This is a genomic window from Streptomyces sp. NRRL F-2580 (assembly GCF_000720115.1).
Classification (GTDB): domain Bacteria; phylum Actinomycetota; class Actinomycetes; order Streptomycetales; family Streptomycetaceae; genus Streptomyces.
In genome coordinates, this window is record NZ_JOIR01000048.1 from 1 (window position 1) to 21,712 (window position 21,712).

Annotated in this window: 27 protein-coding genes and 1 pseudogene; 17 read left to right on the forward strand and 11 right to left on the reverse strand. The window is 69.3% G+C overall.

Going from position 1 to position 21,712, the window contains the following annotated elements:
* Window positions 1-140: 140 nt before the first annotated feature.
* Entirely contained in the window at window positions 141-326 is a 186-nt protein-coding gene (locus IF88_RS0134800) for a hydrophobic protein (RefSeq protein WP_199808185.1), read from the reverse strand.
* 388 nt (window positions 327-714) lie between these two features.
* Here IF88_RS0134800 and IF88_RS0134805 point away from each other — a divergent pair, with 388 nt between their 5' ends.
* Window positions 715-1,116 (forward strand): hypothetical protein, encoded by a 402-nt coding sequence (locus IF88_RS0134805; RefSeq protein ID WP_051838113.1) that lies wholly within the window; start codon window positions 715-717, stop codon window positions 1,114-1,116.
* Between the two features lie 89 nt (window positions 1,117-1,205).
* A complete protein-coding gene (locus tag IF88_RS0134815; protein ID WP_030721980.1) occupies window positions 1,206-1,889 on the forward strand; it encodes a DUF6766 family protein in 684 nt (227 codons plus the stop codon).
* Between the two features lie 254 nt (window positions 1,890-2,143).
* Here the strand turns inward: IF88_RS0134815 and IF88_RS0134820 are convergent, their stop codons facing one another.
* On the reverse strand, window positions 2,144-3,610 hold the full coding sequence (locus tag IF88_RS0134820; protein WP_030721983.1) for an aminotransferase class I/II-fold pyridoxal phosphate-dependent enzyme: 1,467 nt from the start codon (window positions 3,608-3,610) through the stop codon (window positions 2,144-2,146).
* Window positions 3,611-3,701: 91 nt separating this feature from the next.
* Window positions 3,702-4,109, reverse strand: coding sequence for an ATP-binding protein (locus IF88_RS0134825; RefSeq protein ID WP_030721986.1), 408 nt, complete (start codon window positions 4,107-4,109; stop codon window positions 3,702-3,704).
* 286 nt (window positions 4,110-4,395) lie between these two features.
* On the opposite strand from IF88_RS0134825, the gene IF88_RS42585 reads away from it, so the two are divergent.
* From IF88_RS42585 to IF88_RS0134845, 4 genes are read left to right on the forward strand one after another with little or no spacing between them, the layout of a single operon-like run.
* On the forward strand, window positions 4,396-4,740 hold the full coding sequence (locus tag IF88_RS42585; RefSeq protein WP_051838098.1) for an STAS domain-containing protein: 345 nt from the start codon (window positions 4,396-4,398) through the stop codon (window positions 4,738-4,740).
* The gene (locus IF88_RS0134835; RefSeq protein WP_051838100.1) at window positions 4,740-5,423 is read left to right on the forward strand and encodes a response regulator transcription factor; all 684 of its coding nucleotides are present in this window, start codon (window positions 4,740-4,742) and stop codon (window positions 5,421-5,423) included. The genes IF88_RS42585 and IF88_RS0134835 overlap by 1 nt, the downstream gene beginning before the upstream one ends.
* Window positions 5,420-6,562, forward strand: coding sequence for a PAS domain-containing sensor histidine kinase (locus IF88_RS0134840; protein ID WP_063754887.1), 1,143 nt, complete (start codon window positions 5,420-5,422; stop codon window positions 6,560-6,562). The genes IF88_RS0134835 and IF88_RS0134840 overlap by 4 nt, the downstream gene beginning before the upstream one ends.
* The gene (locus IF88_RS0134845; protein ID WP_199808183.1) at window positions 6,559-6,960 is read left to right on the forward strand and encodes a response regulator; all 402 of its coding nucleotides are present in this window, start codon (window positions 6,559-6,561) and stop codon (window positions 6,958-6,960) included. Before IF88_RS0134840 ends, IF88_RS0134845 begins: the two co-directional genes overlap by 4 nt.
* Window positions 6,961-7,046: 86 nt before the next feature.
* On the opposite strand, the gene IF88_RS0134850 is transcribed toward IF88_RS0134845, so the two are convergent.
* Window positions 7,047-8,267, reverse strand: a complete 1,221-nt coding sequence (locus IF88_RS0134850; protein ID WP_030722000.1) for a phospholipase D-like domain-containing protein — start codon at window positions 8,265-8,267, stop codon at window positions 7,047-7,049.
* Between the two features lie 679 nt (window positions 8,268-8,946).
* Between IF88_RS0134850 and IF88_RS0134855 the strand changes: the two genes are divergently transcribed.
* From IF88_RS0134855 to IF88_RS0134880, 6 genes are all read left to right on the forward strand, one after another.
* Window positions 8,947-9,150 (forward strand): cold-shock protein, encoded by a 204-nt coding sequence (locus tag IF88_RS0134855; protein ID WP_030722003.1) that lies wholly within the window; start codon window positions 8,947-8,949, stop codon window positions 9,148-9,150.
* A gap of 272 nt (window positions 9,151-9,422) precedes the next feature.
* Window positions 9,423-9,827, forward strand: a complete 405-nt coding sequence (locus IF88_RS0134860) for a CBS domain-containing protein (RefSeq protein WP_030722006.1) — start codon at window positions 9,423-9,425, stop codon at window positions 9,825-9,827.
* Window positions 9,828-9,897: 70 nt separating this feature from the next.
* On the forward strand, window positions 9,898-10,701 hold the full coding sequence (locus IF88_RS0134865) for an alpha/beta fold hydrolase (protein WP_030722009.1): 804 nt from the start codon (window positions 9,898-9,900) through the stop codon (window positions 10,699-10,701).
* Window positions 10,701-12,008 (forward strand): PP2C family protein-serine/threonine phosphatase, encoded by a 1,308-nt coding sequence (locus IF88_RS0134870; RefSeq protein WP_037808213.1) that lies wholly within the window; start codon window positions 10,701-10,703, stop codon window positions 12,006-12,008. Before IF88_RS0134865 ends, IF88_RS0134870 begins: the two co-directional genes overlap by 1 nt.
* Window positions 12,005-12,355 (forward strand): STAS domain-containing protein, encoded by a 351-nt coding sequence (locus IF88_RS0134875; protein ID WP_030722014.1) that lies wholly within the window; start codon window positions 12,005-12,007, stop codon window positions 12,353-12,355. Before IF88_RS0134870 ends, IF88_RS0134875 begins: the two co-directional genes overlap by 4 nt.
* Before the next feature lie 126 nt (window positions 12,356-12,481).
* Window positions 12,482-12,925: a hypothetical protein gene (locus IF88_RS0134880; RefSeq protein ID WP_030722016.1), complete on the forward strand. Its 444-nt coding sequence runs from the start codon at window positions 12,482-12,484 to the stop codon at window positions 12,923-12,925.
* A gap of 27 nt (window positions 12,926-12,952) precedes the next feature.
* On the opposite strand, the gene IF88_RS0134885 is transcribed toward IF88_RS0134880, so the two are convergent.
* The 3 genes and pseudogenes from IF88_RS0134885 to IF88_RS41350 form a co-directional block, all read right to left on the reverse strand.
* Window positions 12,953-13,420 (reverse strand): hemerythrin domain-containing protein, encoded by a 468-nt coding sequence (locus tag IF88_RS0134885; RefSeq protein ID WP_030722019.1) that lies wholly within the window; start codon window positions 13,418-13,420, stop codon window positions 12,953-12,955.
* Between the two features lie 140 nt (window positions 13,421-13,560).
* Window positions 13,561-15,591 (reverse strand): catalase, encoded by a 2,031-nt coding sequence (locus IF88_RS0134890; RefSeq protein WP_030722022.1) that lies wholly within the window; start codon window positions 15,589-15,591, stop codon window positions 13,561-13,563.
* Window positions 15,592-15,633: 42 nt separating this feature from the next.
* Window positions 15,634-16,024 (reverse strand): annotated as a pseudogene (locus IF88_RS41350) (hypothetical protein).
* A gap of 329 nt (window positions 16,025-16,353) precedes the next feature.
* Here IF88_RS41350 and IF88_RS0134900 point away from each other — a divergent pair.
* The 5 genes from IF88_RS0134900 to IF88_RS0134920 all read left to right on the forward strand — a co-directional run bounded on the left by IF88_RS0134900 (window position 16,354) and on the right by IF88_RS0134920 (window position 18,953).
* Window positions 16,354-17,400 carry a YihY/virulence factor BrkB family protein gene (locus IF88_RS0134900; protein WP_030722025.1) on the forward strand — a complete coding sequence of 349 codons (1,047 nt, stop codon included), beginning with the start codon at window positions 16,354-16,356 and terminating at the stop codon, window positions 17,398-17,400.
* A gap of 118 nt (window positions 17,401-17,518) precedes the next feature.
* A complete protein-coding gene (locus IF88_RS0134905) occupies window positions 17,519-17,932 on the forward strand; it encodes a phage holin family protein (RefSeq protein ID WP_030722028.1) in 414 nt (137 codons plus the stop codon).
* Window positions 17,929-18,303, forward strand: a complete 375-nt coding sequence (locus tag IF88_RS0134910) for a DUF3618 domain-containing protein (RefSeq protein ID WP_030722031.1) — start codon at window positions 17,929-17,931, stop codon at window positions 18,301-18,303. The genes IF88_RS0134905 and IF88_RS0134910 overlap by 4 nt, the downstream gene beginning before the upstream one ends.
* Window positions 18,300-18,566, forward strand: coding sequence for a DUF4235 domain-containing protein (locus IF88_RS0134915; protein ID WP_030722034.1), 267 nt, complete (start codon window positions 18,300-18,302; stop codon window positions 18,564-18,566). Before IF88_RS0134910 ends, IF88_RS0134915 begins: the two co-directional genes overlap by 4 nt.
* A 156-nt stretch (window positions 18,567-18,722) precedes the next feature.
* Entirely contained in the window at window positions 18,723-18,953 is a 231-nt protein-coding gene (locus IF88_RS0134920) for a DUF6479 family protein (protein ID WP_030722037.1), read from the forward strand.
* A 95-nt stretch (window positions 18,954-19,048) separates the two neighbouring features.
* Here the strand turns inward: IF88_RS0134920 and IF88_RS0134925 are convergent, their stop codons facing one another.
* From IF88_RS0134925 to IF88_RS0134940, 4 genes are all read right to left on the reverse strand, one after another.
* Entirely contained in the window at window positions 19,049-19,468 is a 420-nt protein-coding gene (locus IF88_RS0134925) for a hypothetical protein (protein ID WP_051838103.1), read from the reverse strand.
* Between the two features lie 214 nt (window positions 19,469-19,682).
* Window positions 19,683-19,838 (reverse strand): hypothetical protein, encoded by a 156-nt coding sequence (locus tag IF88_RS46935; RefSeq protein ID WP_158754764.1) that lies wholly within the window; start codon window positions 19,836-19,838, stop codon window positions 19,683-19,685.
* 209 nt (window positions 19,839-20,047) lie between these two features.
* Window positions 20,048-20,227 carry a hypothetical protein gene (locus tag IF88_RS0134935; RefSeq protein WP_158754766.1) on the reverse strand — a complete coding sequence of 60 codons (180 nt, stop codon included), beginning with the start codon at window positions 20,225-20,227 and terminating at the stop codon, window positions 20,048-20,050.
* Window positions 20,228-20,582: 355 nt separating this feature from the next.
* Entirely contained in the window at window positions 20,583-21,461 is an 879-nt protein-coding gene (locus IF88_RS0134940) for an alpha/beta fold hydrolase (RefSeq protein ID WP_030722044.1), read from the reverse strand.
* Between the last annotated feature and the right edge of the window lie 251 nt (window positions 21,462-21,712).

Genomic DNA, 21,712 nt, shown 5'->3' on the forward strand with positions numbered 1-21,712 from the left:
GGTCCGTACCGGCCAGGTGGCCCGACGTCGACTTGTAACTCCACACATGTTCAGTCACGCGAAAACAACTCCTCGGTCAATGGGGGACGGCGGGGAAATTCCCTCTCCGCCCATCCTCGATCTGCGCTGTTGTCGTACGACTACCAGCGATACCAGCGGCCGCTACCGCCCTTCGGGCGGGCGACAAATCCGATCAGCCAAAGGATCAGTACTGCGATAGCCACCCACCAGAGAATCTTCACCGCGAAACCCGCGCCGAAGAGGATCAGGATCAGCAGGAGAACGAGAAGCAGGGGAACCATAGTTATCAACCTCCGAAGCGTCATCTGCCCGACCGCATCCAGGGCATGCATGCGATTCTTATTCGTTTCTTATCTCTGTGGCAGGGCAGGAGAACTCGCCTGGTTTCCACGGAAGTCCGGGATGGCACTTCGACGGCAGTGTGTCACTGGCCGGCATGTCCGGCGAGACGGCCTTACGCCGCTCGGCCCATTCGGCCGGCCGACGGATCGCCTTCTCGGGCAGAAGATCACCATGGACGGCGATCGTGGGATTGGAAGGCGCCTCAGCGGCCTGCCGCGTAGCAGATCGTGCAACGGAGACGGCCCGAGAAGCCTGCCGTGCGGCGGCCGGCGTTCTCCGAACGGCTCAAGCACCGCGTGTCGAGGCCGGACGCGGGGAGCCTGCGGCCTCGGTGGCGCCATGCTGGGGTGCATGGGTCCGATCACTGGTTGGCTGTTGGCAGGCACGGTGTGCCTGGCCGCATCGGGGTGCGCCCCGGTCGGTGAACGGGCCGAGGCCGCCGAGACCGCGGCCCAACGCTTCGAGCGCGCCCTGATGGCCGCCGACGACGTACGGGTGTGTGACGCGCTCGCGCCGGCGACGCGGGAGGAACTGGAGGCCGAGGCGCCGTGCGGCCCGAGCCTGGCGGCGCTGCGGCTGCCGGCCGCGGCCGGCCGAGCCGAACGGGTCGACGTCTACGGTTCCCAGGCCTTGGTGGTATTCGCGCAGGACAGCGTCTTCCTGGCCTCCTTCCCGGACGGGTGGCGCGTCACGGCTGCCGGATGCACCCCCCGGACAGGGCGGCCGTACCACTGCGAGCTGAAGGGGGACTGAGTGGCCCAGGTGCGCGTGCTGTTCGTGATGTTCCTGGTCGGGGTGTTCGGCGGCCTCGCCTACGCCTTTGCGGTGGGGCTGATGCACCGATGAGCGCCAGCCGGCGGTTCCTTCGCGACAACGGGCTGACGCTGGCGTTCGGCATCGGCTTCCTGCTCTGCCTGCTCGGCCAGGCGATCGCCGGCCACGCGGAGCTCAACAGCAGCCTGGAGGCGCAGAGCCTGCATCCGCTCTCGTTCGCCGACTACCTCTTCACCTCGGACTTCATGGTCGACGTCACGGAGAACTGGCAGTCGGAGTTCCTCCAGTTCTCCCTTTACATCATCGGCACGGTGTGGTTGGTGCAGCGGGGATCGCCGGAGTCCAAGCCGCTGGACAAGGTGGGGACGGAAACGGACGAGGAGCAGCGGGTCGGGGCACACACGCGTGCCGACTCCCCCCGATGGGCGGCGGCCGGTGGCCTGCGGCGGGCCCTCTACTCTCGCTCGCTCGGACTCGTGATGAGCCTGATCTTCCTGCTGTCGTGGCTGGCACAGTCGGTCACCGGGACCGTCGCGTTCAACGAGGAACAGCTGCGGCAGTTGCAGGAACCGGTCAGTTGGACAACGTACGTGGCGTCGGCCGAGTTCTGGAACCGCACTCTGCAGAACTGGCAGTCGGAGCTGTTGGCCGTGACGGCCATGGTCGTCCTCTCGGTCTACCTGCGCCAGCGCGGGTCGCCGGAATCGAAGCCGGTGGGCGCCCCCCACGCTGCCACCGGGATCGAAGGCTGACCGGACGGCGGTCCGCGAGACCGCGGCGCCGTTCCGGCCGCCGATGGCCTTGCCCTGCCGACACCGAGGCCGTCACGGGAGCGGTGTGAACCGTCGGCGCGTCTGACCGCGCTCAGGTCCGAACCGGCCCTGTTGCGGAAGGTGATGGCGGAGGCCGCGGCGGGCGAGGGATGTCTACCCCTCGCCACCGGCACTCCCGCCGTCCTTCTTCCACCTCGGGGGCGTCGGTGAAGGTGTCCGTCCGGTAGGCGGGGTTACTCCTCGCGGAGGACCCGGACACTCGTGACCTTGGTATCGACTGCGTCCGGTACGACCATGCCCGCCTCGACCCCGGAGCGCAGGTACCGCAGGACGTCCCCGGTGAGGCGTTCCCCGGGCAGGGCCGCCGGGATGCCCGGCGGATAAGGGGTGAGCATCTCGGCGGCGATCCGTCCGTCGGCCTTGTCCCAGGGCACCTGCTCGGTCGGGCCGAAGTAGGCGTCGCGCGGCAGGACCGCCTGCTCCAGCCGGAGCCGGGACGGAGACGGAACCCGCACGGGCTGTCCGGTACGGAGTTCCGCGGCATGGGCGGCCAGGTCGGTCAGGGCCGTCAGCAGGACGGCGACGGTGCCGTCGTCGTCGGCGTGGGTGAGCTGGGAGCTGATGCGGCGGTGGTCGGCGATGTGGAGGTTGACCCCGTGGTGGCGGCGGAGCCAGTCGGCGGCGCGGTATCCGGTGACCTCCCAGGCGCTGATGTCGATGACGATCTGCAGGGGGTCCATGTCCGCCGCCCTGCCGGGTCCGCAGAAGTCGTCCCGGCCGTGCACGCGCAGCCCGTCGATGCGGGAGATGCGGGTACGGGTCTGCGCGGCGAGGGCGAGGGCGTCGTCGTAGAGGACCCGCCCGTGTTCGACCATCTGTCGGCGCCAGCCGTCCAGCGCGGCGTACATGAGTACGGAGGGGCTGGTGGTGCCCAGGAGGTCTTCGCGACTGCGGAGCACTTCGGGTGCGACCAGGTCGCCCTGGAGGTGGAAGACCGAGCTCTGCTCCAGGCCGGAGCCCATCTTGTGGACCGAGGTGACGCACACGTCGGCGCCGGCATCCATCGCCCAGGTGGGAAGGTCGGGGTGGAAAGGCAGGTGCGCGCCCCACGCCTCGTCGACGATCAGTGGCCGGCCCCGCCGGTGGCAGACGTCGGCGATCGCCGTGAGGTCCGCGCAGGTGCCGTAGGGGGTCGGTGTGGTCACCAGCGCGCCGCGGGCGTCGGGGTGCTCGGCGAAGGCAGCCTCGAAGGCCTCTGCGGTCGGCGGGTGGGCGAGGTGGCGTTCGGCGTCCCACTGGGGGTCCACCCAGACGGGTCGTACGCCGGCGAGGATCAGGCCCGAGACGACCGACTTGTGCGCGTCCCGGCCGACCAGCAGCTTCTCGTGGGGTCCGGCGGCGGACAGCATCGCCGCCTTCACGGACAGGGAGCTGCCGCAGGTGGAGAAGAACGCGTGGTCGGCGCCGACGGCCTCGGCCATCAGCGCCTGCGCCGCCTCCACGACCGCGTGGGAGGACGTACGGTCGTCCAGGCCGCTGGTGGCCAGTACGTCGGAGCGGAACACGTCGTCGCCGAGGACGGCCCGTACCCGGGGGTCGACGCCACGGCCCTGCCTGTGTCCCGGGGGCGTGAACGGGGTCTGGCCGCTCGCGTGGTAGGCGGCCAGCGCCTCCAGTACCGGTGCCTTTGACTGGTTCATGTCCCGCGCCTTCCCAGTGGCAGCGGGCGAAAACGGTGTGTGACCGCAACCCCGTCCCTGATCGGCAGTCCGATCCCGCACAGGGCCGGGACTACCAGAGCAGCTCCGCGTGGACGGACTTGCCATCGTGGCGGGGGACGACGCGCACCCGGCGCGCGAGGGTCTGGACGATGCTCCACCCGCGTCCGCCGGTCCGGTCGGGAGTCCGGGAGCGAGGAGGGCGCGAGCTCGTGTCCCGCACGGCGATCTCGATCCCCCCGGGAACCAGACCGAGTTCCAGGACGAAGGGCCCGGGAGCGTGGCGGACGGCGTTGCTCACCAGTTCGGAGACGACCAGCAGGACGTCATCGTGAAAGGTGCGGCCGGCGGCCCGGGAGTGCTGGTGGAGAAAAGCGACGGCGGCTTCCCGTGCTTCGGCGATGCAGCCCGGCGCGCCGCCGAAGTCCATGCGCACCTCCGCATGACGGGCGCCGTGCGGAACGGCCGACGGGATCTCCATCCCCACGCCCCTTCCACTGAGTGCCTCACCGTTCGGGTGCCCGACCGCTGCCCGGGAGTTTTTCGCGCTGTCGGGGCCCTGTCCCTCGGCGTTTCCCACAGCAGGGTACCCAGCCCGATTGAAATGTTCACGGGTTCGCGTCCCCTGTTGTCGTGCGCTTTCGCGCTGATCCGCCCATGAGGTGGTGACCCGTCAGGAGAACGGGTTCTTTTCTAGTGCAGATTCACTACTCTTGGCTGGTGCCCATTACCCAGGCTGGGGGCTGCCGCATGAGAGAAGACGTAAGGTGACCGGCCCGCTGTTGCAGGTCAGCACCGCACTCGACGGCAAAGTGGCCGGTCTGCGGCTCGTCGGCGCGTTGGACCTGGACGGTACCGCGCAGTTGCTCGCCGCTGTCGCCGACTGCTTCGCGCGGCGGCCCGACCGTGTCGTGCTCGACCTGTGGGGCCTGCGGTTCTGCGACTGCGCGGGGCTCAACGTGTTGGTGGAGGCCAAGGCCACAGCGGATAGGATCGGCACCGAGCTGCGCGTGGAAGGCGCCCGCACGCAGGTGGCCCGACTGTTCGCTCTCGCCGGCGTCGAAGAGCTGTTCGCCGGAGGCGTGCCGCGTCTACCACCGAGGATCCTGTGATGGCTTCGACACCGCAGAACACACCGGATACCGTGCCGCGCGCCACCGGGGGGCGCATCACCATCCTGCTCGTCGAGGACCACGACATGGTGGCCGAGGCGATCCGGCTCGCCCTGGACCGCACCGACGACCTGGAGGTGGTCGGCCGCAGCCTGTGCGTGAAGGACGCGCTGGCCGACGCGTCCCGGCTGCGCCCCGCGGTGGTGGTGCTGGACCGGCGACTGCCCGACGGTGACGGCATCGCCGCCATCGCCGCGCTCAAGGCCGCCGCACCCGGCACCCGGGTACTGGTGCTGACCGGCGAAGGGACTCCGGCCGTGGCCGCCCACGTCGCCGAGGCCGGTGGCTCCGGGCTCATCCTCAAGGTCGGCAACCTCGACGAGCTCCAGGACGGCGTACGCCAGGTGGCGGCGGGTGAAGTGGCTTTCAGCAAGGGACTGCTCAGCGGAGCGCTGGACCGGCTGGCCGGCAGGACCGTCGGCCTGGGCACGACCCTCACCCCGCGCGAGCACGAGACCCTCTGCCTGCTCGGCGACGGCCTGGGCGCAGCCGACATCAGTCAGCGGCTCGGCGTCGCCCTCAACACCGCCAGGAACCACATCCAGCGGGTCCTGGAGAAGCTCGGTGCCCGCTCCCAACTGGAGGCGGTTGCCGTGGCCCGCCGCACGGGTCTCCTCCGGTGACCGGTGACCGTCGCCCCGGACAAGCCGGCGGCCTCGCACCGACCGAGACGGCGTTCACCCTGCTGGTCACGAGCGTCCTCGACTACGGCATCTTCATGCTCGACCCCGAAGGCCACGTGTCAAGCTGGAACGCCGGCGCGGAGCGGATCAAGGGCTTCCGTGCCGCGGACATCATCGGCAAACACTTCTCGGTCTTCTACCCGCCCGAGGACATCGCCGCCCGCAAGCCCCACATCGAGCTTGAAACGGCCATCGCCGACGGCCGGCTTGAGGACGAGGGCTGGCGCATCCGCAAGGACGGCTCCCGCTTCTGGGCCAACGTGGTGATCACCCCCCTCTTCGACGAAACCGGCGAACTGCGCGGCTTCGGCAAGGTCACGCGGGACATGACCGAACGCCGTGCCGCCGAGCAGGAGCTCACCGAACGCCGCCGCCTGTTCACCCACCTGGTACAGGCGCAGGAGTTGGAACGCCGCCGCATCGCCTGGGACGTGCACGACGACTCCATCCAGGCCATGGTCGCCGTCGGCATGCGGCTACAGCTCCTCGCCGACCAGGCCGGCGAGCCCTACGCGCATGAACTCTCGCTGCTCGACGCGACGGTGCGCGAGGCAGTGGGCCGACTGCGCAACCTCACCTTCCGGCTCCAGCCGCCCGGGATCGACCGACACGGCCTGGTCGAGGCGCTGTCCCAGCACCTCAACGACGTGGTGGCCGGGAGCTGGGGCCTTGAACCGTCCCTGGAACACGACCTGGAGAAGGAGCCGGCTCCCGAGACCGCGATCACCATCTTCCGCATCGTGCAGGAGGCGCTGCTGAACGTGCGCAAACATGCCCGGGCGCGCAGCGTGCGGGTCAGCGTCACCACCAAGAACCACGGCCTGCAGGTCGAAGTGGCCGACGACGGCATCGGCAACGCGGCGGCCGCCCCCAGATCGCAAGAGCACTTCGGGCTGATGGAGATGCGGGAGCGGGCCGAGACCGCCGGCGGCTGGTGGACGCTGCGTGCCGAGCCCGGCACCGGCACAACAGTGGAGTTCTGGGTGCCCGCCCTGCAGACCGGCGAGCTGGACGAACCACTGCCCGGTACACCCGTCGGGAGCTTCGGCTCCCTGACCGCCCCCGAGGGGCCGTCGTGACCCCGCCCGCCACACCCAGCGGCCCCCTGCGGGTGCTGATCTGCGACGACAACGACATGCTGCGCGCGGCGCTGGCGCAGGTCGTCGGGGCCCAGCCCGACCTCACCCTGGTCGGCAGCGCGGCCGACGCCGACGAGGCGATCCGACTCGCCACCGCCCAAAGGCCGCACGTCGTGGTGCTCGACGTGCGCTTCCCCGGCGGCGGCCCGTACACCGCCGAGCAGATCCTCCGCGCCGTCCCCGGCGCCCGCATCCTGGCGTTCTCCGCCTACGGTGACCAGGGCCCGCGTACCGAGATGGCTGCGGTCGGCGTCGCGGGATACCTGCTCAAGGGCGTCACCAACGCCCGGCTGATGGACGAGGTCCGGGCCCTGGGAGCCCAAGCCCGTACGAACTGAGCGCCGTTGCCGCGCCGCCCTCCTGGCCGTCATGCTCCTCGGCGGGCCGCCCCGGGCCCCCGGTCAGCGGCGGCGCCGTGCGGCGGTCACAGGAACCGGCGGATGGGGGTGACAGCGAGCTCTCGCAGTCGTTGCGCTGTCGGGCGGTGGTTCCAGCGCGCTGGATCCATCTGCTCACTGACCTGCAAGTCCTCGTCGAAGTGGCGGTCCAGGGTTGCGGTGAAGTCTTCGTCCAGGACCGCGAGCATGACCTCTTCGTCGTGGTCCAGGGAGCGACGGTTGAAATTGGTGGAGCCTATGAGCGCCGCGACCTCGTCGACGGTGATGACCTTGGCGTGCATCATCGTCGGCTGGTACTCGAATATCCGCACCCCGCAGGCGAGGAGCTCCGCGTAGAAGTTCTGCCCGGCCAGCCGGCAGACGCGCTTGTCGGTGTGGGGGCCGGGCAGCAGTATCTCCACCTCGACGCCCCGACGTGCTGCCGCGCACAGCAGCTCGATGAAGTAGGCGTCCGGGGCGAAGTAGGCGGTGGACAAGCGGAAGCGTTGCTGCGCGGATTCGATGGCGACCCGCATCAGGGTCTGCATGTCCTGCCAGCCGATGCTGGCCGAGCCCCGCACCACCTGCACCACAGCCTCGCCCTGCGGAGCGTGGCCGGTGAAGCGGTCCCGGTCGTCGAAGAGGGTGTCGTGGCACTCGGCCCAGTTCTGTGCGAAAGCGGCGGCGACGCCGTCGACGGCGGGGCCCCGCAGCCGGACGTGGGTATCGCGCCATTCGTTCTCGTTGCGGGCGTTGCCGCACCATTCCTCGGCGATGCCCACTCCGCCGGTGAAAGCCGTCTGTTCGTCGACGACGAGCACCTTGCGGTGACAGCGGTGGTTCTGTTTGAGGGGGGAGAGGTACAGGGGCTTGCGGAACCAGGCCACCTCGGCGCCCGCGTCCGCCATGAGGTCGAGCAGGTCCTGCTCGATGAGCCGGCTGCCGAAGCCGTCCAGCAGCAGCCGTACCCGGACGCCCGCGCGGGCCCGGTCCGCCAGCGCCTGGGCGAACTGCCGGGCTATCTCGCCGCGCCAGTACACGAACGTCATCATGTCGACGGTGTGTTCGGCGGCGCGGATGCCGGCCAGCATCGCCGTGAAGATCTCGTCCCCGTTGCGCAGGGCGAGCAACGTGTTTCCTTCGGTGGCGGCGATGCCGATCAGCCGCTCGAGGCGGCGCCGCATCCGCTGTTTGCGTTCGGCCACCGACTGCGCGGGGGCCACGGTCGGCCCGCCGGGCAGTCGCGACCCACTGGTTGCACTCGTCATGACTTCACCTGACCGGTCGGGGACGCCGCCCCGCACGTCCGGCAACCGCCGGGGCGAGCCGACTGTACACAGCGGCAGGCCGGGAACGGGCGTGGGGCTCCCCTCGTGGCTGTGGCCACCTGCACTGCGCGAGGCCGATTGTCTCGCTGACGAACACACGAATATCTGTCGCGGCCGGAGTGGACATCGGGTGGTGGCCTGGTTGTGGTTTCCCGCGTAGCCACGCGGCAGGGCCCGCACCACACCGGGCCGCCTCCGCGCCATCGGCGAAGCGCGCCTGATCACGCCGCTCCGCCGAGTCGTCCGGTCCGTCGACCGCGGTCTGAGGTGAGCGTGCCGCTGACGTGCGGTGGGTGCTCGTTTCCCGCTGTTCGAAAAAGTGTTGCGCCCGGGCCGTCAATATCTGTCACCGCGATGTAAGGATTTAGCGGTCCATGCGGAGAGGGTTTTTACCGCAGCGACCAGGGTGAATTGTCTTTTCTATGCGGGCCGCTATGGCATGCTACTGTCGATCTCAGTTGCAGTTGTGGTTCCCAAGACTTCAAGCGCCTCCAGCCGGTCTCCGTGCCGTAGGGGAGCGCTTTTTATTGCCGGGTCATTTTCCGGGCGGGGCATCATCACGGCGACACGGTGTCCGTGCAGTGCGGATGCTGGTGTATTGCCCCAAAGGAGATTTGACATGGCATCTGGCACCGTGAAGTGGTTCAACGCGGCCAAGGGTTTCGGCTTCATCGAGCAGGACGGTGGCGGCGCTGACGTGTTCGCCCACTTCTCGAACATCGCCGCCCAGGGTTTCCGCGAACTGGCCGAAGGCCAGAAGGTCACCTTCGACATCGCCCAGGGCCAGAAGGGTCCGACGGCCGAGAACATCGTTCCCGCCTGACGCTGAGGCGCACTTCGTAGCTGGGGCCCGCATCCTTCGGGGTGCGGGCCCCAGCTGCAGTATCTCCCGCAGTGGGTTCACCTGCGGGATTCCTCATTTTTTGCGCCTGCGCCCGCACGGGCCCCCTGCGGCCGGATGTGCTTTCGCATTCCATTCGGCCCGTTTCTTGCGATGTCCCGCACTGTTCTTCTGCGGCCGCAATTCTTTGATGCGTGCCGTATCGAGGAAGGTTCTGAATGAACCCTCTGACCCATCTCTGCAGGAGGCACGTTTTGACGTTGGTCCAGAGGCAACCCCGCTCGGTGCGTGCCAACCCGGTGCGCCAAGCCGTGGCCGATGCCATGGAGGCCGCCGGTCCGCAGGTCTGTGACGACATGACGGTCGAAGTGGCCCTGTCCGTCATGACGAGCGCCCGTGCGGGGCATCTGCTGGTCTGCGACGAGGACGGCCTGTGCGCGGGGCTCGTAACCCCGGCTCAGCTCGCCGCCGTCCGTGACGGCGACGCGTACACCGACCGAGTCCGGCTGCGCGAGGTCCTCGGTGACCGCGGGCCGTTCACCTCGCCCCTCACCACGATGGCCGAGGCCGAGCACGCGATGCGCTACCGCCGGCTCGATGCCCTGCCCGTCGTCGACGAACAAGGCAGTGCCCTGGGCGTCCTCGCCCTTGCACGCTGACCCGCCCCACCGCGATCCCCAGAGGGCGTCGACAGCGCTGACGCTCCAGACCAATGAACAGGATGACCGGATGGATATTCTCCGTAGGAACAACGTGAAGGTCACCGGATCACCCGGCAGCCCCGTGGTGATGCTGGCGCACGGGTTCGGCTGTGATCAGAACATGTGGGGCCTGGTGGCGCCGGCGTTGGCCGAGGAATTCCAGGTGGTCCTGTTCGACTACGTCGGGTCGGGCGGCTCCGACCCCTCTGCCTGGAGCGCCGAACGCTACGGCTCACTGGACGGTTATGCCCGCGACGTGGTGGAGGTCTGCGAAGCCCTGGACCTGCGGGACGTGGCCTTCGTCGGGCATTCGGTCAGCGCGATGATCGGGGTACGGGCGGCGGCCACCGCCCCCGAGCGATTCTCCTCCCTGGTCATGGTCGGCCCTTCCCCTTGCTACGTCGACGACGACACCTACCGCGGCGGCTTCAGTGCCGAGGACATCGACGAGCTGCTGGAGTCGCTCGAGTCGAACTACCTCGGCTGGTCGGCCGCGATGGCGCCGGTGATCATGGCCAACCCCGAACGTCCGGAACTGGGGGAGGCGCTGACCAACAGTTTCTGCGCAACCGATCCGGCCATGGCCCGCGTCTTCGCCCGCACCACGTTCCTCTCCGACAGCCGTGACGACCTGAAGTCGGTGGACGTACCGACCCTGGTCCTGGAATGCGCCCAGGACGTGATCGCGCCACGCGAGGTCGGCGGCTACGTCCACGCAGCCATCCCCGGAAGCCGCCTGATCACCCTGGACGCAACGGGTCACTGCCCCCAGCTGAGCGCTCCCGAGGCCACCACATCAGCCATCCGCGCGTTCCTGCGGGAGCTTCGTTGATGAGCCGCACCGCCCAGAATCCTGAGCGGCCCGAGGGTGAACAGTCCACTGAAGAGTCCGCTGAAGCCGCCACCAACGCGGTGTTCTCCTCCCTGCTGGAGGACACCGCCGAGGAACTCTACGAATCCGCCCCCTGCGGCTACCTGTCCACCCTGATGGACGGCACCATCGCCAGGATCAACGGAACGCTCCTGGACTGGCTCGGCCTCACGCGCGAGGAAGTCGTGGGCCGTAGACGCTTCACCGACCTCCTCACGATCGGCGGCAAGCTCTACCACGAGACGCACTTCGCGCCGCTCCTGCGGATGCAGGGAAAGATCAGCGAGATAGCGCTGGAACTCAAGGCGGCGGGCGGCGGGCGCCTCCCGGTCCTGGTCACCTCCAGCGTGAAGACGAGCGGCGACGGCGAGCCGACGCTGATCCGCACCACTGTCTTCGACGCACGACAGCGCCGCGCCTACGAAGGCGAACTGCTCCGCGAGCGTCAGGTGGCGGAGGAAGCCCGCCGGCAGGCCGAAGCCGACCGGGAGCGGCTGCGCGAAGCACTCGCGGTGCTCCAGCAGAGCCTGCTCCCCGCTGCCCTGCCCGAGGTACCCGGAATGGAAGCGGCCTCCCACTACCACACCGCCTCCGTCGACCGCCTCGGCGGAGACTTCTACGACCTGTTCCCGCTGGACGACAAGCGCTGGGCGTTCTTCCTCGGCGACGTCTGCGGCAAAGGCCCCCAGGCTGCCGCGGTGACGTCTCTGACCCGCTACACACTGCGCGCCGCGGCCCTCCACGACCCCGATCCCATAGTGGCGCTGACCACCTTGAACACCGTGCTCCACGAGCGGTTCGCGAACGGGGACCCGCGCTACTGCACCGCGATCTTCGGCATTCTGGAACCCGACACCGCCGCCGGAACGGTGACGGTGCAGTTGGCGTCCGGCGGCCATCCCCCCGCGCTCGTCGTGCGTGCCGACGGCCGGGCCGACTACCTCCCCACCCCCGGCGGCCTCCTCATCGGAATCCTGCCCGACCCCCGATTCACCCCTGCCGAGACCACACTCGGCCCCGGTGATTCCCTCCTGCTCTACACCGACGGCCTCACCGAGGCCCGCGTCGGCACGAACCGCGCGCTCTACGGCGATGACGCCCTGCGCGATTTCACCGCCGGCCTCGCCCCCGCAGGGGCACATGAGCTGATCACCGCCCTCACCGGTCTCCTGGACGGCTTCGGTGAAGGCCTGGACGACGACACGGCTCTGCTCGCCCTCGGCGTGCCACATCCCATCCCCCTTGCGCGAGAGCACGATCTGACATGAGCGCCCTGACGATCACCATCCGATCCGCCGCCACCGGCCCCGTACTGGAAATCGCCGGCGACCTCGACTACGACCAGGCCCCCCGCCTCCGGCAGGCCGTGACGGCCCTGAGCCTGGAACCGGGACAACGCCTCGTGCTGGACCTCTCCCGCATCCAGTTCTGCGACTCCAGCGGTATCACCGCCCTCATCGTCGCCCGCAACCACGCCGTCGCCGCCCGGGCGGACATCGCCCTGGCGGCCGTCCCCGACAACACGATCCGCATCCTGCGCATCGTCGGCCTCGACAGGGTCTTCACCCTCCACCCCGACGTCGACACGGCCACAGCACCTCGACCGACCACATGACGACGCCGGTCCCGGCACCCGCGGAGGGTGCCGGGACCGGCGTCATCGGCATTCGATCGATATTCGTTCTACTCCGTACGGCTCAATCGACCGCTCGGCGAGGCTCCTTCAGGGCAGAAGACCACCATGGACGGCAATCGCGAGATGGACCCGCAGCACCAAGTGCCTGACGGTGTCGACGAGAAGACCCTGCGTGCCCTGGGCGCGCTGTCGAAGTCGCTGGAGACCACGGAGCGGGCCCGCGGCCACCTCTACGGCTTCCACCAGCTGACCGGGACCGCGGACTTCGAGCTCGGCGACGCCGTCCGGCTCCTGCGCGAGGCGGGCCACGAGGAGCAGGCCGCACGGGTCGAGCGCGACATCGTGGGCCGCAACGTCATCCCGGGCCACTGGACGTTCCAGATCATCGAGGCCTACAACTCCACCTACCACGAGCCGTTCGCCGCGATGGAACGCGACATCGTGGACGAACTGGCCGGCGGGCGGGAGCACCTTCTGGAGGCCCGCCTCAAGACGCTCCGCCGCACCCACGACCATCCGGACCACACCGCCACGCCGCCCGCCTCCTGAAACGAAGGCCCGGCCCTGCCGGAGGGGTCATGCGCTCGGGACGGCCAAGGGATCGGTCGGGGCGGTCTTCTTCGCCGTCTCCATCTGTTCGCCGAGTTCGATGAGGCGGTTGCGGCCCATCGCCTTGCGGACCTCGGGGAACCACTCCTTCTCCTCCTCCTCTACGTGGTGGCGGACGTTTTCCATGAGGACGGTCATCTTCGCGTCGAACCGCTCGTCGCTCGCGTCGAGGCCCTTGAGTTCGGAGAGCATCCACAGCACGACGTGGTGCTCCTCGACGCTTTCGAGGACGTGGTCCTTGGTGTCGGGAGCGGCCTCGCGGGCAGCGGGGTAGAAGAGCTTCTCCTCGATCCAGGTGTGCGTGGTGAGTTCCTCGATCACTTGGTCTGCGATCTTCCGCTTGGTGGCGTGCGCGTTGTCACCGGCTTTCTCGAACTGCTTGAACAGCTTCTCGACCGTCTTGTGGTCTTCTTTGAGCAGTACGATCCCGTCCACCGGGGCCTCCTTTGGTCGTCCATGGGGCGGGCAGCCGACCGCCCTGACCCCGTGTACCCGGTGGGGCGGTGGTGACACTGTTCACCGGAGGGGATGCCTCGTACAGGCGACTTTCCCTACGCCGAACGCTGACGCACTGATCAGAGGGCGGCGGGGAAGCGGTCCCAGGCTCGGTGCTCGGCCAGCGCCGACGCGAGCGCGGCCACGACCGCGCTGCCGCTGTCGGCGACGGCGATGCCCGGTTCGTGTGCCGTGATGCCGGCGGATTCCAGGAGCCGCTCCGCGCCGTTCCAGCCGCCGATGGCCTTGCCGTGCCGGTGCGCCTCGGTGACGAGCAGCAGGACGCGCGGGTCGGGGGCTTGCGGGGGCTGGGCGGTGCCGGCCTTGGCGTCGCGGGCGCCGTAGGCATCTGCGCCCGCCTGGGGTACTCCGGCCAGGAGGAGGGCGTCGAACTCGACGGAGCGGGCGGTGGTGAAGGTCCGCTGGATGGTGATCGGGTCGCCGCCGTCGGGGTGGAGGGTGCCGCCGGTGGGGGCGATGACGAGGGGCATCATGCCGGTGTCGAGGATGGCTTGGCGGGCGTCACGTACGCCGTCCAGGTCGCAGGCGGGGTCGGCGATGATGCCGATGACGCGGCCGTCGGTCGGCCAGGTCCTGCCCGTCTGGGAGAGGGCGGGGCTGGGGTTGGGCTCGGCGAGCGGCTCGGTGGCCGCGGGGGCGGGGAGGCCGAGGCCGGTGGCGACCTGTTCGCACAGCTGCGGGTCGATGTTCGCGAGGACCTGGAGGGTGCGTTCCTTGATGGCTTGCTCGTAGCACTTGTTCAGTTCGAAGGTGTAGGCGGCGATGATGTGTTCGCGTTCGGGCGGGGTCATGCTGAGCCAGAAGAGCCGCGGTTGGGTGAAGTGGTCCGAGAACGAGGCGGGGGCCTCGCGGACCTTGCTCGCCGCCGGAACCTTCACGGGCGTTTCGGTGAAGGCGGCCGTGTCGGCTCCGGCGAGGAAGGGGCATCCGCCGTCGAGGCTGTTGGGGTGGTAGGGGGCGACGCCGGTGTGGACGGCGGTCTGGTGCATGCCGTCGCGGAGCATGTCGTTGACGGGGGTGTGGGGCCGGTTGATGGGGATCTGGCCGAAGTTGGGGCCGCCGAGCCGGCTGATCTGCGTATCGAGGTAGGAGAAGAGCCGGCCGGCGAGCAGCGGGTCGTCGGTGACGTCGATGCCGGGGACCAGGTGGCCGGGGTGGAAGGCGACCTGCTCGGTCTCGGCGAAGTAGTTCTTGGTGTTCGCGTTCAGGGTCATGAGACCGATCGGCTGAACGGGTGAGAGTTCCTCGGGCACGATCTTGGTGGGGTCCAGGAGGTCGATGCCCTCGAAGGTCTGCTCCGGGGTGTCGGGGAAGACCTGGATGCCCAGCTCCCACTGCGGGAACGCGCCGGATTCGATGGCGTCGAAGAGGTCGCGGCGGTGGAAGTCGGGGTCCATGCCGTTGATCAGTTGTGCTTCCTCCCAGACGAGGGAGTGCACGCCGAGCTTCGGCTTCCAGTGGAACTTTACGAGCACGCTCTCGTCGGCCGCGTTGACCAGGCGGAAGGTGTGGACTCCGAAGCCTTCCATCATCCGGTAGGAGCGTGGGATGCCCCGGTCGGACATGTTCCACAGGGTGTGGTGGGTCGCTTCGGTGTGCAGGGAGACGAAGTCCCAGAACGTGTCGTGCGCGCTCTGGGCCTGCGGGATCTCGCGGTCCGGATGCGGCTTGCCGGCGTGGATGATGTCACCGGCCGTGCCGTACCCCTGGAAGACACCGTGCGCGGCAGCGCCCCGCGCGTGGACCACCCGCTCCGGGATCCGCTCGTGGTCGAAGTGTGTGATCCTCTCCCGCAGATGATGGTCCTGGAGCAGGACGGGGCCGCGCGGTCCGGCCTTCAGGGAGTGATCGGTATCGGGCAGACGTGTGCCTTGGGCAGTCGTCAGGTACGCACCGCTCTGCGCCACGCGCGCCTGCTCCGCTCCCGTCGCCTGCCCGGTCGGCCCCACCGTCTCGGGTCCGTCCTGGTCGGGCTTGGGGGGAAGGGGTTCCGTGGGCTCCGTCGGCTCGCTCAGAGGCGGAGACTCCGGGCCGGGCTTACCCGGCAGCTCGTTCTTGGCGGTGTCGGCTGTTGACTGCTGCTTCGTCATGATCGTTCTCCTTGGGGTCGCCAGGTATCCGATGGCCGCAGGTCAGCTCGCCGGGTAAGGGGCTGCCTTGAGGCGGCGGGCGAGGTGGGCGGTGTTCGCCGCCAAGGTGGCCGTGGTGGCGGCGGTCTTCTCGGGGGTCTTGTCGAGGTCCTGGTAGTCGGTGTCCTGCATGGCTTCGCCGACCCAGTAGGTGACGGCGTTGGGGGCGAGGGAGAAGCCGACGTCGTTCAGGCCCTGGAAGAGGTCGGCGCTGACCTTGTGTGCGCCGTCCTCGTTGCCGACGACGCAGACCGCGGCGGCCTTGCCGTCCGTGCTCGGCGAGGGCAGCCATCGTCTGCTCGGCCAGCAGCTGGGAACTTGACGGCGCGGGCGAGGGTGAGAGGGTGCAGACGAGCGCGACAGCACGGAGCGGAGTGTGATCGTTGAGGTCCATGGGGTCCGGCTACCCGCCCACCTCTCTTTGATGTCGTAAGGGATGCGATTCATCCCCCTGGCCCCGTAGCGCGGGTGCGGAAATCGCGCAAGCGCGTCCCTGCCTCCTGGATCGGACACCTGGCCGGGTGAGCGCACGAAGGGCCTCCAGCGACCGACGGCAGGATCGCGAGCGGTCCGTAGGCGCGCATGACATCGGGGTGGCGGCGCAGGCCTAATGGCGACGGCGTCGGGCTTCCTCTACCGCTCCTTCCGCCGCAACGTCCGGCTCTGGAAAAACCGGATCCGGGGTACGGGCATGAGTGGCGCTGCGGTGGAAAGCCGCCGGGTATGACACCTCTACCGAACCGAGCTCAAGGCAGCGACCGTGATCGTGCCGACACCGGGCGGGACTCCCCCGCGGGCCCGAGCGAGCTGGTCGAGGAGAGGGCCCCGGACCAGCCTTCCGACCTGTCCGCACGCTCCTGGAAAGCAGTCCTGCGCGGCACGGTCAAGGAGTTCCGCAACGACGAGCTGGCTGATCGCGCCGCCGCCTTGACCTACTACGGGGTGCTGGCGCTCTTCCCCGCACTCCTGGTCCTCGTGTCCCTGCTGGGCCTGGCCGGGGAGTCGACGACCGCGCGGCTGTTGGACAACGTGCAGCAGCTGACGCCCGGCTCCGCCCGGGACGTGATCAGAGACGCGGTCGAGCAGCTGCAGGGTCGCAGCGGGGTCGGGTCGCTGATGGCGATCGTCGGCCTCGTCGTGGCGCTCTGGTCCGCCTCCGGCTACGTGGCCGCGTTCATCCGCTCCGCGAACGCCGTCTACGACGTCCCCGAGGGCCGTCCGGTGTGGAAGGTGCTGCCCCTGCGCCTGGCACTCACCGTCACACTGATGGTCCTCGCCTGCGCCGGCGGCCTGATCGTCGTCTTCACCGGCGGCCTGGCCCGGCGTGCGGGCACCGCCCTGGGGCTCGGCGACAGCGCCCTGACGGCGTGGTCGATCGCGAAGTGGCCGGTCCTGGTGCTCCTCGTCACGATCATGATCGCGCTGCTGTACTGGGCGGCGCCGAACGCCAAGGGCCGTGGATTCAGGTGGGTGACGCCCGGCAGCTTCCTGGCCCTGCTGATCTGGATGGTCGCCTCGGCCGGATTCGCGTTCTACGTCGCGAACTTCGCCTCCTACAACAAGACCTACGGCACGGTCGCCGGTGTGATCGTCTTCCTGGTCTGGCTGTGGATCACCAACCTCGCGATCCTCCTCGGACTCGAGTTCGACGCGGAACTGGCCCGTCGGCGGGCGATCGCCGGAGGGATGCCCGAAGACGAGGAGCCCTATGTCCAGCCCCGCGAAACGCGCGCCTGGAGCGACCAGGACCGCCGCCGCATGGAGCGGTGACGGCACAGGACCGCGCTGCCCGGTGCGCAAGCCTCTGCTCGCGGCATGGGTGCTCGGCCGTTTACCGGGTAGGCGCGCCACGACAACCGCGTGCGCATTGTAAAGGGGGACACTCCGCATGAGCACGATAGAGCGGCAGACCCACAGCACCGATGAATCCGTGAGCGTGCTGGTCTCGCGAGCTTCCCAGCAGATATCGGAGCTGGTCCGCGAGGAGATGCAGCTGGCCCGGGCGGAAATGACCCAGAAGGGGAAACGCTTCGGGAAGGGCGGCGGTCTCTTCGGCGCGGCGGGCCTGCTCGGAATCCTGGCAGCTCAGGCCCTGGTGGCGACCTGCATCGCAGCCCTCGCGCTGGTACTCCCGGTGTGGGCGTCGGCCCTGATCGTCACGGCGGTGCTGGCGGTGATCGCCGCAGTGACCGCCATGGCCGGGAAGAAGCAGATCGTCGAGGCCGGCGCCCCCGTCCCGGAGCAGACCATCGACAGCGTCAAGGCCGACCTGGCCGAGATCAAGGAGAGAGCGCACCGATGAGCAACGAACCCCGAACCACTGTCGGCACGCCTACGCCCGACGAGCTGCGTGAGCAGGTCGAGCGCACCCGCGACGAACTCGGACAGACCATCGAGGCACTGGCGGGCAAAGCCGATGTCAAGGCACAGGCGAAGGGAAAGGCGGCTGCGGTCAAGCAGCAGGCCGCCGAAAAGACCGCTGTGGTCGCCGGCCAGATCCGTGCGCAGGCCATGCATGCGGCGCAGCTGGTGAACGACACGGTGCCCGAGCAGGTTCTGGACAAGGCGGGTCGGGCCGCGAGGGTGGCACGCGCCAACCGCACGCCGCTGCTCGTGGCCGGCGCCGCGCTGCTCGTCTTCCTGATGGTGCGGCGCAGCCGTCGAAGCCGATGAAAGCGTCCAAGGTCGCCTACAAGCCCGTCGGGCTGGCCCTCGGCGCCGCCAGCGGCATGATCGCGGGGGCCGTGTTCAAGCAGGTGTGGAAGATCGTCGAAGGCGAGGGCGACGCTCCGAGCGCCACGGACGAGGGCCGCTCCTGGAAGCAGATCCTGATCGCCGCCGCCATCCAGGGCGCCATCTTCGCCGTGGTCAAGGCCGCGGTCGACCGCTCGGGCGCCGTGGCCACCCGTCGCGTGACGGGCACCTGGCCGGGCTGACCGCCCGCGCCGCGGGCCCGCGCCCCGGGCCCGCTCCCGGGCGGGCCGCCCGCGAGGCGGGACCCCTCCCGCGCCGCTTCGGACGGCCACCCCGAAGTGCCGGGATTCCGGTAGGGAAAATCTCGTACGCCCGCCGATTCCGGGTAGGCGACCGTCATGATTCCTACCGAAATTCTTGCGGCCGAAGGCCAAGGAGCGCTCTTCCTCATGCTCGCCGGCGTGGTGGTCGTCGTCCTTTTGATCGGCGCGTTCTGGTACGGCAGCCGGCGCAGCGCGCGTCGCCGGGCACCCGCCCGGCCGGGCGAGCAGAATCCCGTGGCCAGGGGCCGCGAGGACTCGTGGCAGACACCGGACGGCAACGCCGACGACCAGGGGCCCCGGGTGTGAGCCGGTGAGCCGGCCGCCGGCCCCGTGCGTGAGGAGTAGGGGAGCCGGGCAACCCCCTCCTGGCCGGGTCAGGGGGTTGCCCGCGGGGGCCGCATTCAGCGCGGAGCGGTTCGGTGGCCGAACCAGTGGCCCCGACGGCGAGGGGTCTCGGCCACCGGAGCGCCCGTGTCGGCGCGGGCGTCGTCGCGTTCCTCGATCAGATCGTCGCGTCCCCGCTCGCGGTCGACGACGGCGGCCTCACGGCGTGATGTGCCGGCTTCGCGTCGGGCCCGCGCCGAGCGACGGGCCGAACGACGGACGCCGATCATGACCAGAGTCAGACCCAAGAGTGCTACGGCTCCCACGATGATCCCGCTCAGAAAGAGGGACCCGGTCGAACCGGTCGCGTGGTAGCCAAAAATCGAGAAATCGCCGCCGACGCCGAGCTCGTGCCCCGCGCCGGTATTGCCGAATAGCCCGGCCAACCCGACGACGAGGGCGGCGATCAGAAGGATGAGCCCGAGGATGAGAATCATGGAATTCTCCTTGGATCCGCGCCCGATGAAAGTCGCCGGACACGGCTGGCGCCTACCCCGATCGGGAAACCGTCAAGCCACTGCGGAGGACATTCCATTTGTCCCCGGGCAGCGTCGTCAGGGAACGCGCAGCGCCAGCACGGCGACGTCGTCTCCGGCGGCCGGGTCCGCCCGCCCGTCGCTGATCCGGGGGAGCGGTTCGGGCAGCGGACGGTCACCGTGGCGGGCGAGCAGGGATGTCGATCAGGGTGGTGATGGTGTCGGGGTTGTCCGCCATGCCGGCCCACTGTCCCTGCGCGGTGAAGACGGGCACCGTGTCGGTGTCGGCGTCGAACACCACGACGTAGTCGCCGTACCGGTCGAGGACCATCCGGTTCTCTGGCGCAACCGGCCCTGGGGGCCTCCGTCGCGGTGACGTACTTCCGGTGCACGCTATGCCGCGCGATGGCGATGACGCTTCTTGAAAATGGCTCTGGCCGAAGTTCCGTGAAATCCCAGGTCAGGACGGCTGCGGGGTCGGCAACGGCTGGAGGAACCGTGTCACCAGTGAACGGGGCGCCCGATCGCCCGGCGGCCGGTTCAGGCGGTGCGGCGCGGCTTGCTCTTCGCTGTCGCCTTCTTCGCCGTCGTGTTCTTCGCGGCGGCCGCGCCGGCTGTCTTCACCGTCTTGTCCTTCTTGTTGGCGGGCATCGGGTGCACGGTGGCGGGCTCGCCGCGGGTAGCCTTCGCGTCTTGGACGGGCCTTTCCAGCATGGCCATGAGGTCGACGACCTCCGCCGACGCCGGCGGAGCTTCGGGGGCAGGTGCCGGACGCGTCCCGGCCGCCTTCGCGGCGATCAATTCTTCATCAAGAACGGACGGCTCGCAATGTCAGGGAACCAGATCACCTGGGACGACGAGCGAACCGGACCAGGTCATCTGATTGAGGCCAGGCCGACTGAGACGGGACATGGGTCTCGCAGATACGACCATTTGTGCGAGTCACTCGCTGGCATGGGCCGCGGTTGTGACTGTGCGCCACACCCGGCGGAAGCCGCCGGGTGTGGCGCACAGAATCCGAAATCGACGACGGAGCCCTTCGGACAGCGCCTCGGCTGTGGGATGACACCTACCGTTAAAGCGGTGGACCAAGCCCGGCGGTAAAGAAGTCACCCAGGGCCTCGGAGAGCGGACCGGGAGCTTCCTCGGCCACATGGTGGCCGGCATCGATGCCCTGGCCCCGGACGTCGTCGGCCCAGTCACGCCAGATAGCGCGCGGATCGCCGTACAGGTCCGCCAAGTCGTCCCGCAGGGACCATAGAACCAGGGTTGAACACGCGATCCGTGCCCCCCGGTCCCGGTCCTCCTCCTCGTGGCGACGATCCACAGTGAGCCCGGCGCGGTAGTCCTCCAGCATGGCGCGCACGACGTCCGGATTCCTTGTGGCGGTCTGCCACTCGTCATAATTCTCCTGCCCCATCGCCGAGGGGTCGCCGCGGTACCAGGCGTCGGGGTCCGCGTTGATGACACGCTCGGGTGTCTCCGGCTGGGCAAAGAAGAACCAGTGCCACCACGCAGTGGCGAACCGGGCATCGGCACGGGCCAGGTGCTCGCTCAGAGGCAGGCCGTCCAGAAACGCCACCCGGGTCACCGCAGACGGATGGTCCAGCACCAGCCGGAGCGCCACCGCCGCTCCACGGTCGTGACCCGCGACCCCGAAGCGCTGGTGTCCAAGCGCCCGCATGACCTTGACCAGGTCCCCGGCCACGGCACGCTTGGAGTGCGGTGTGTGGTCGGCGGCGGGCGCGGGGCCGCGGGAGCGCCCGTACCCACGGAGGTCGGGACAGACGACGGTGAAGCCGCGCCGGACCAAGAGGGGCGCGACCCGGTGCCAGGTCGCCGAGGTGCGGGGATGCCCGTGCAACAACAGGAGGGGCGGGCCCTTTCCTCCGTATCGGACGAAGATAGATGCCTCGCCGGTGTCCACCGTCCTGGCGACGAAGTTCTCGAACACAGAACACTCCTTTCGCTCTGGGGCACGACCCGCGGTCCTCCCCGGCATCCCGCCTGCCCAGGACGGTCCCCGGCACATCGTCTGGGCGGCCGATATGCCGGAGCGCCATCTTTAGCGGCCGGGGCAGGGCGTCCGCCGTTCCCCACGGACCTCTCACTGCGCCGCCCAGCTCACACGAGTCGTCGCCCGGGAGAACAGCAACGGCTCCTTATCCTGGAGCCTTCCGTGGGTCGCGCCATGCCCGTTCCCTC

Bases quoted from the DNA above. Each gene is read 5' to 3' on its own strand.
- IF88_RS0134800 (WP_199808185.1), bottom strand. From the start codon at position 326: ATGACGCTTCGGAGGTTGATAACTATGGTTCCCCTGCTTCTCGTTCTC.
- IF88_RS0134805 (WP_051838113.1), top strand. From the start codon at position 715: ATGGGTCCGATCACTGGTTGGCTGTTGGCAGGCACGGTGTGCCTGGCC.
- IF88_RS0134815 (WP_030721980.1), top strand. From the start codon at position 1,206: ATGAGCGCCAGCCGGCGGTTCCTTCGCGACAACGGGCTGACGCTGGCG.
- IF88_RS0134820 (WP_030721983.1), bottom strand. From the start codon at position 3,610: ATGAACCAGTCAAAGGCACCGGTACTGGAGGCGCTGGCCGCCTACCAC.
- IF88_RS0134825 (WP_030721986.1), bottom strand. From the start codon at position 4,109: ATGGAGATCCCGTCGGCCGTTCCGCACGGCGCCCGTCATGCGGAGGTG.
- IF88_RS0134835 (WP_051838100.1), top strand. From the start codon at position 4,740: ATGGCTTCGACACCGCAGAACACACCGGATACCGTGCCGCGCGCCACC.
- IF88_RS0134850 (WP_030722000.1), bottom strand. From the start codon at position 8,267: ATGACGAGTGCAACCAGTGGGTCGCGACTGCCCGGCGGGCCGACCGTG.
- IF88_RS0134855 (WP_030722003.1), top strand. From the start codon at position 8,947: ATGGCATCTGGCACCGTGAAGTGGTTCAACGCGGCCAAGGGTTTCGGC.
- IF88_RS0134865 (WP_030722009.1), top strand. From the start codon at position 9,898: ATGGATATTCTCCGTAGGAACAACGTGAAGGTCACCGGATCACCCGGC.
- IF88_RS0134870 (WP_037808213.1), top strand. From the start codon at position 10,701: ATGAGCCGCACCGCCCAGAATCCTGAGCGGCCCGAGGGTGAACAGTCC.
- IF88_RS0134875 (WP_030722014.1), top strand. From the start codon at position 12,005: ATGAGCGCCCTGACGATCACCATCCGATCCGCCGCCACCGGCCCCGTA.
- IF88_RS0134880 (WP_030722016.1), top strand. From the start codon at position 12,482: ATGGACGGCAATCGCGAGATGGACCCGCAGCACCAAGTGCCTGACGGT.
- IF88_RS0134890 (WP_030722022.1), bottom strand. From the start codon at position 15,591: ATGACGAAGCAGCAGTCAACAGCCGACACCGCCAAGAACGAGCTGCCG.
- IF88_RS0134900 (WP_030722025.1), top strand. From the start codon at position 16,354: ATGACACCTCTACCGAACCGAGCTCAAGGCAGCGACCGTGATCGTGCC.
- IF88_RS0134905 (WP_030722028.1), top strand. From the start codon at position 17,519: ATGAGCACGATAGAGCGGCAGACCCACAGCACCGATGAATCCGTGAGC.
- IF88_RS0134910 (WP_030722031.1), top strand. From the start codon at position 17,929: ATGAGCAACGAACCCCGAACCACTGTCGGCACGCCTACGCCCGACGAG.
- IF88_RS0134915 (WP_030722034.1), top strand. From the start codon at position 18,300: ATGAAAGCGTCCAAGGTCGCCTACAAGCCCGTCGGGCTGGCCCTCGGC.
- IF88_RS0134920 (WP_030722037.1), top strand. From the start codon at position 18,723: ATGATTCCTACCGAAATTCTTGCGGCCGAAGGCCAAGGAGCGCTCTTC.
- IF88_RS0134925 (WP_051838103.1), bottom strand. From the start codon at position 19,468: ATGATTCTCATCCTCGGGCTCATCCTTCTGATCGCCGCCCTCGTCGTC.
- IF88_RS46935 (WP_158754764.1), bottom strand. From the start codon at position 19,838: ATGGTCCTCGACCGGTACGGCGACTACGTCGTGGTGTTCGACGCCGAC.
- IF88_RS0134935 (WP_158754766.1), bottom strand. From the start codon at position 20,227: ATGGCCATGCTGGAAAGGCCCGTCCAAGACGCGAAGGCTACCCGCGGC.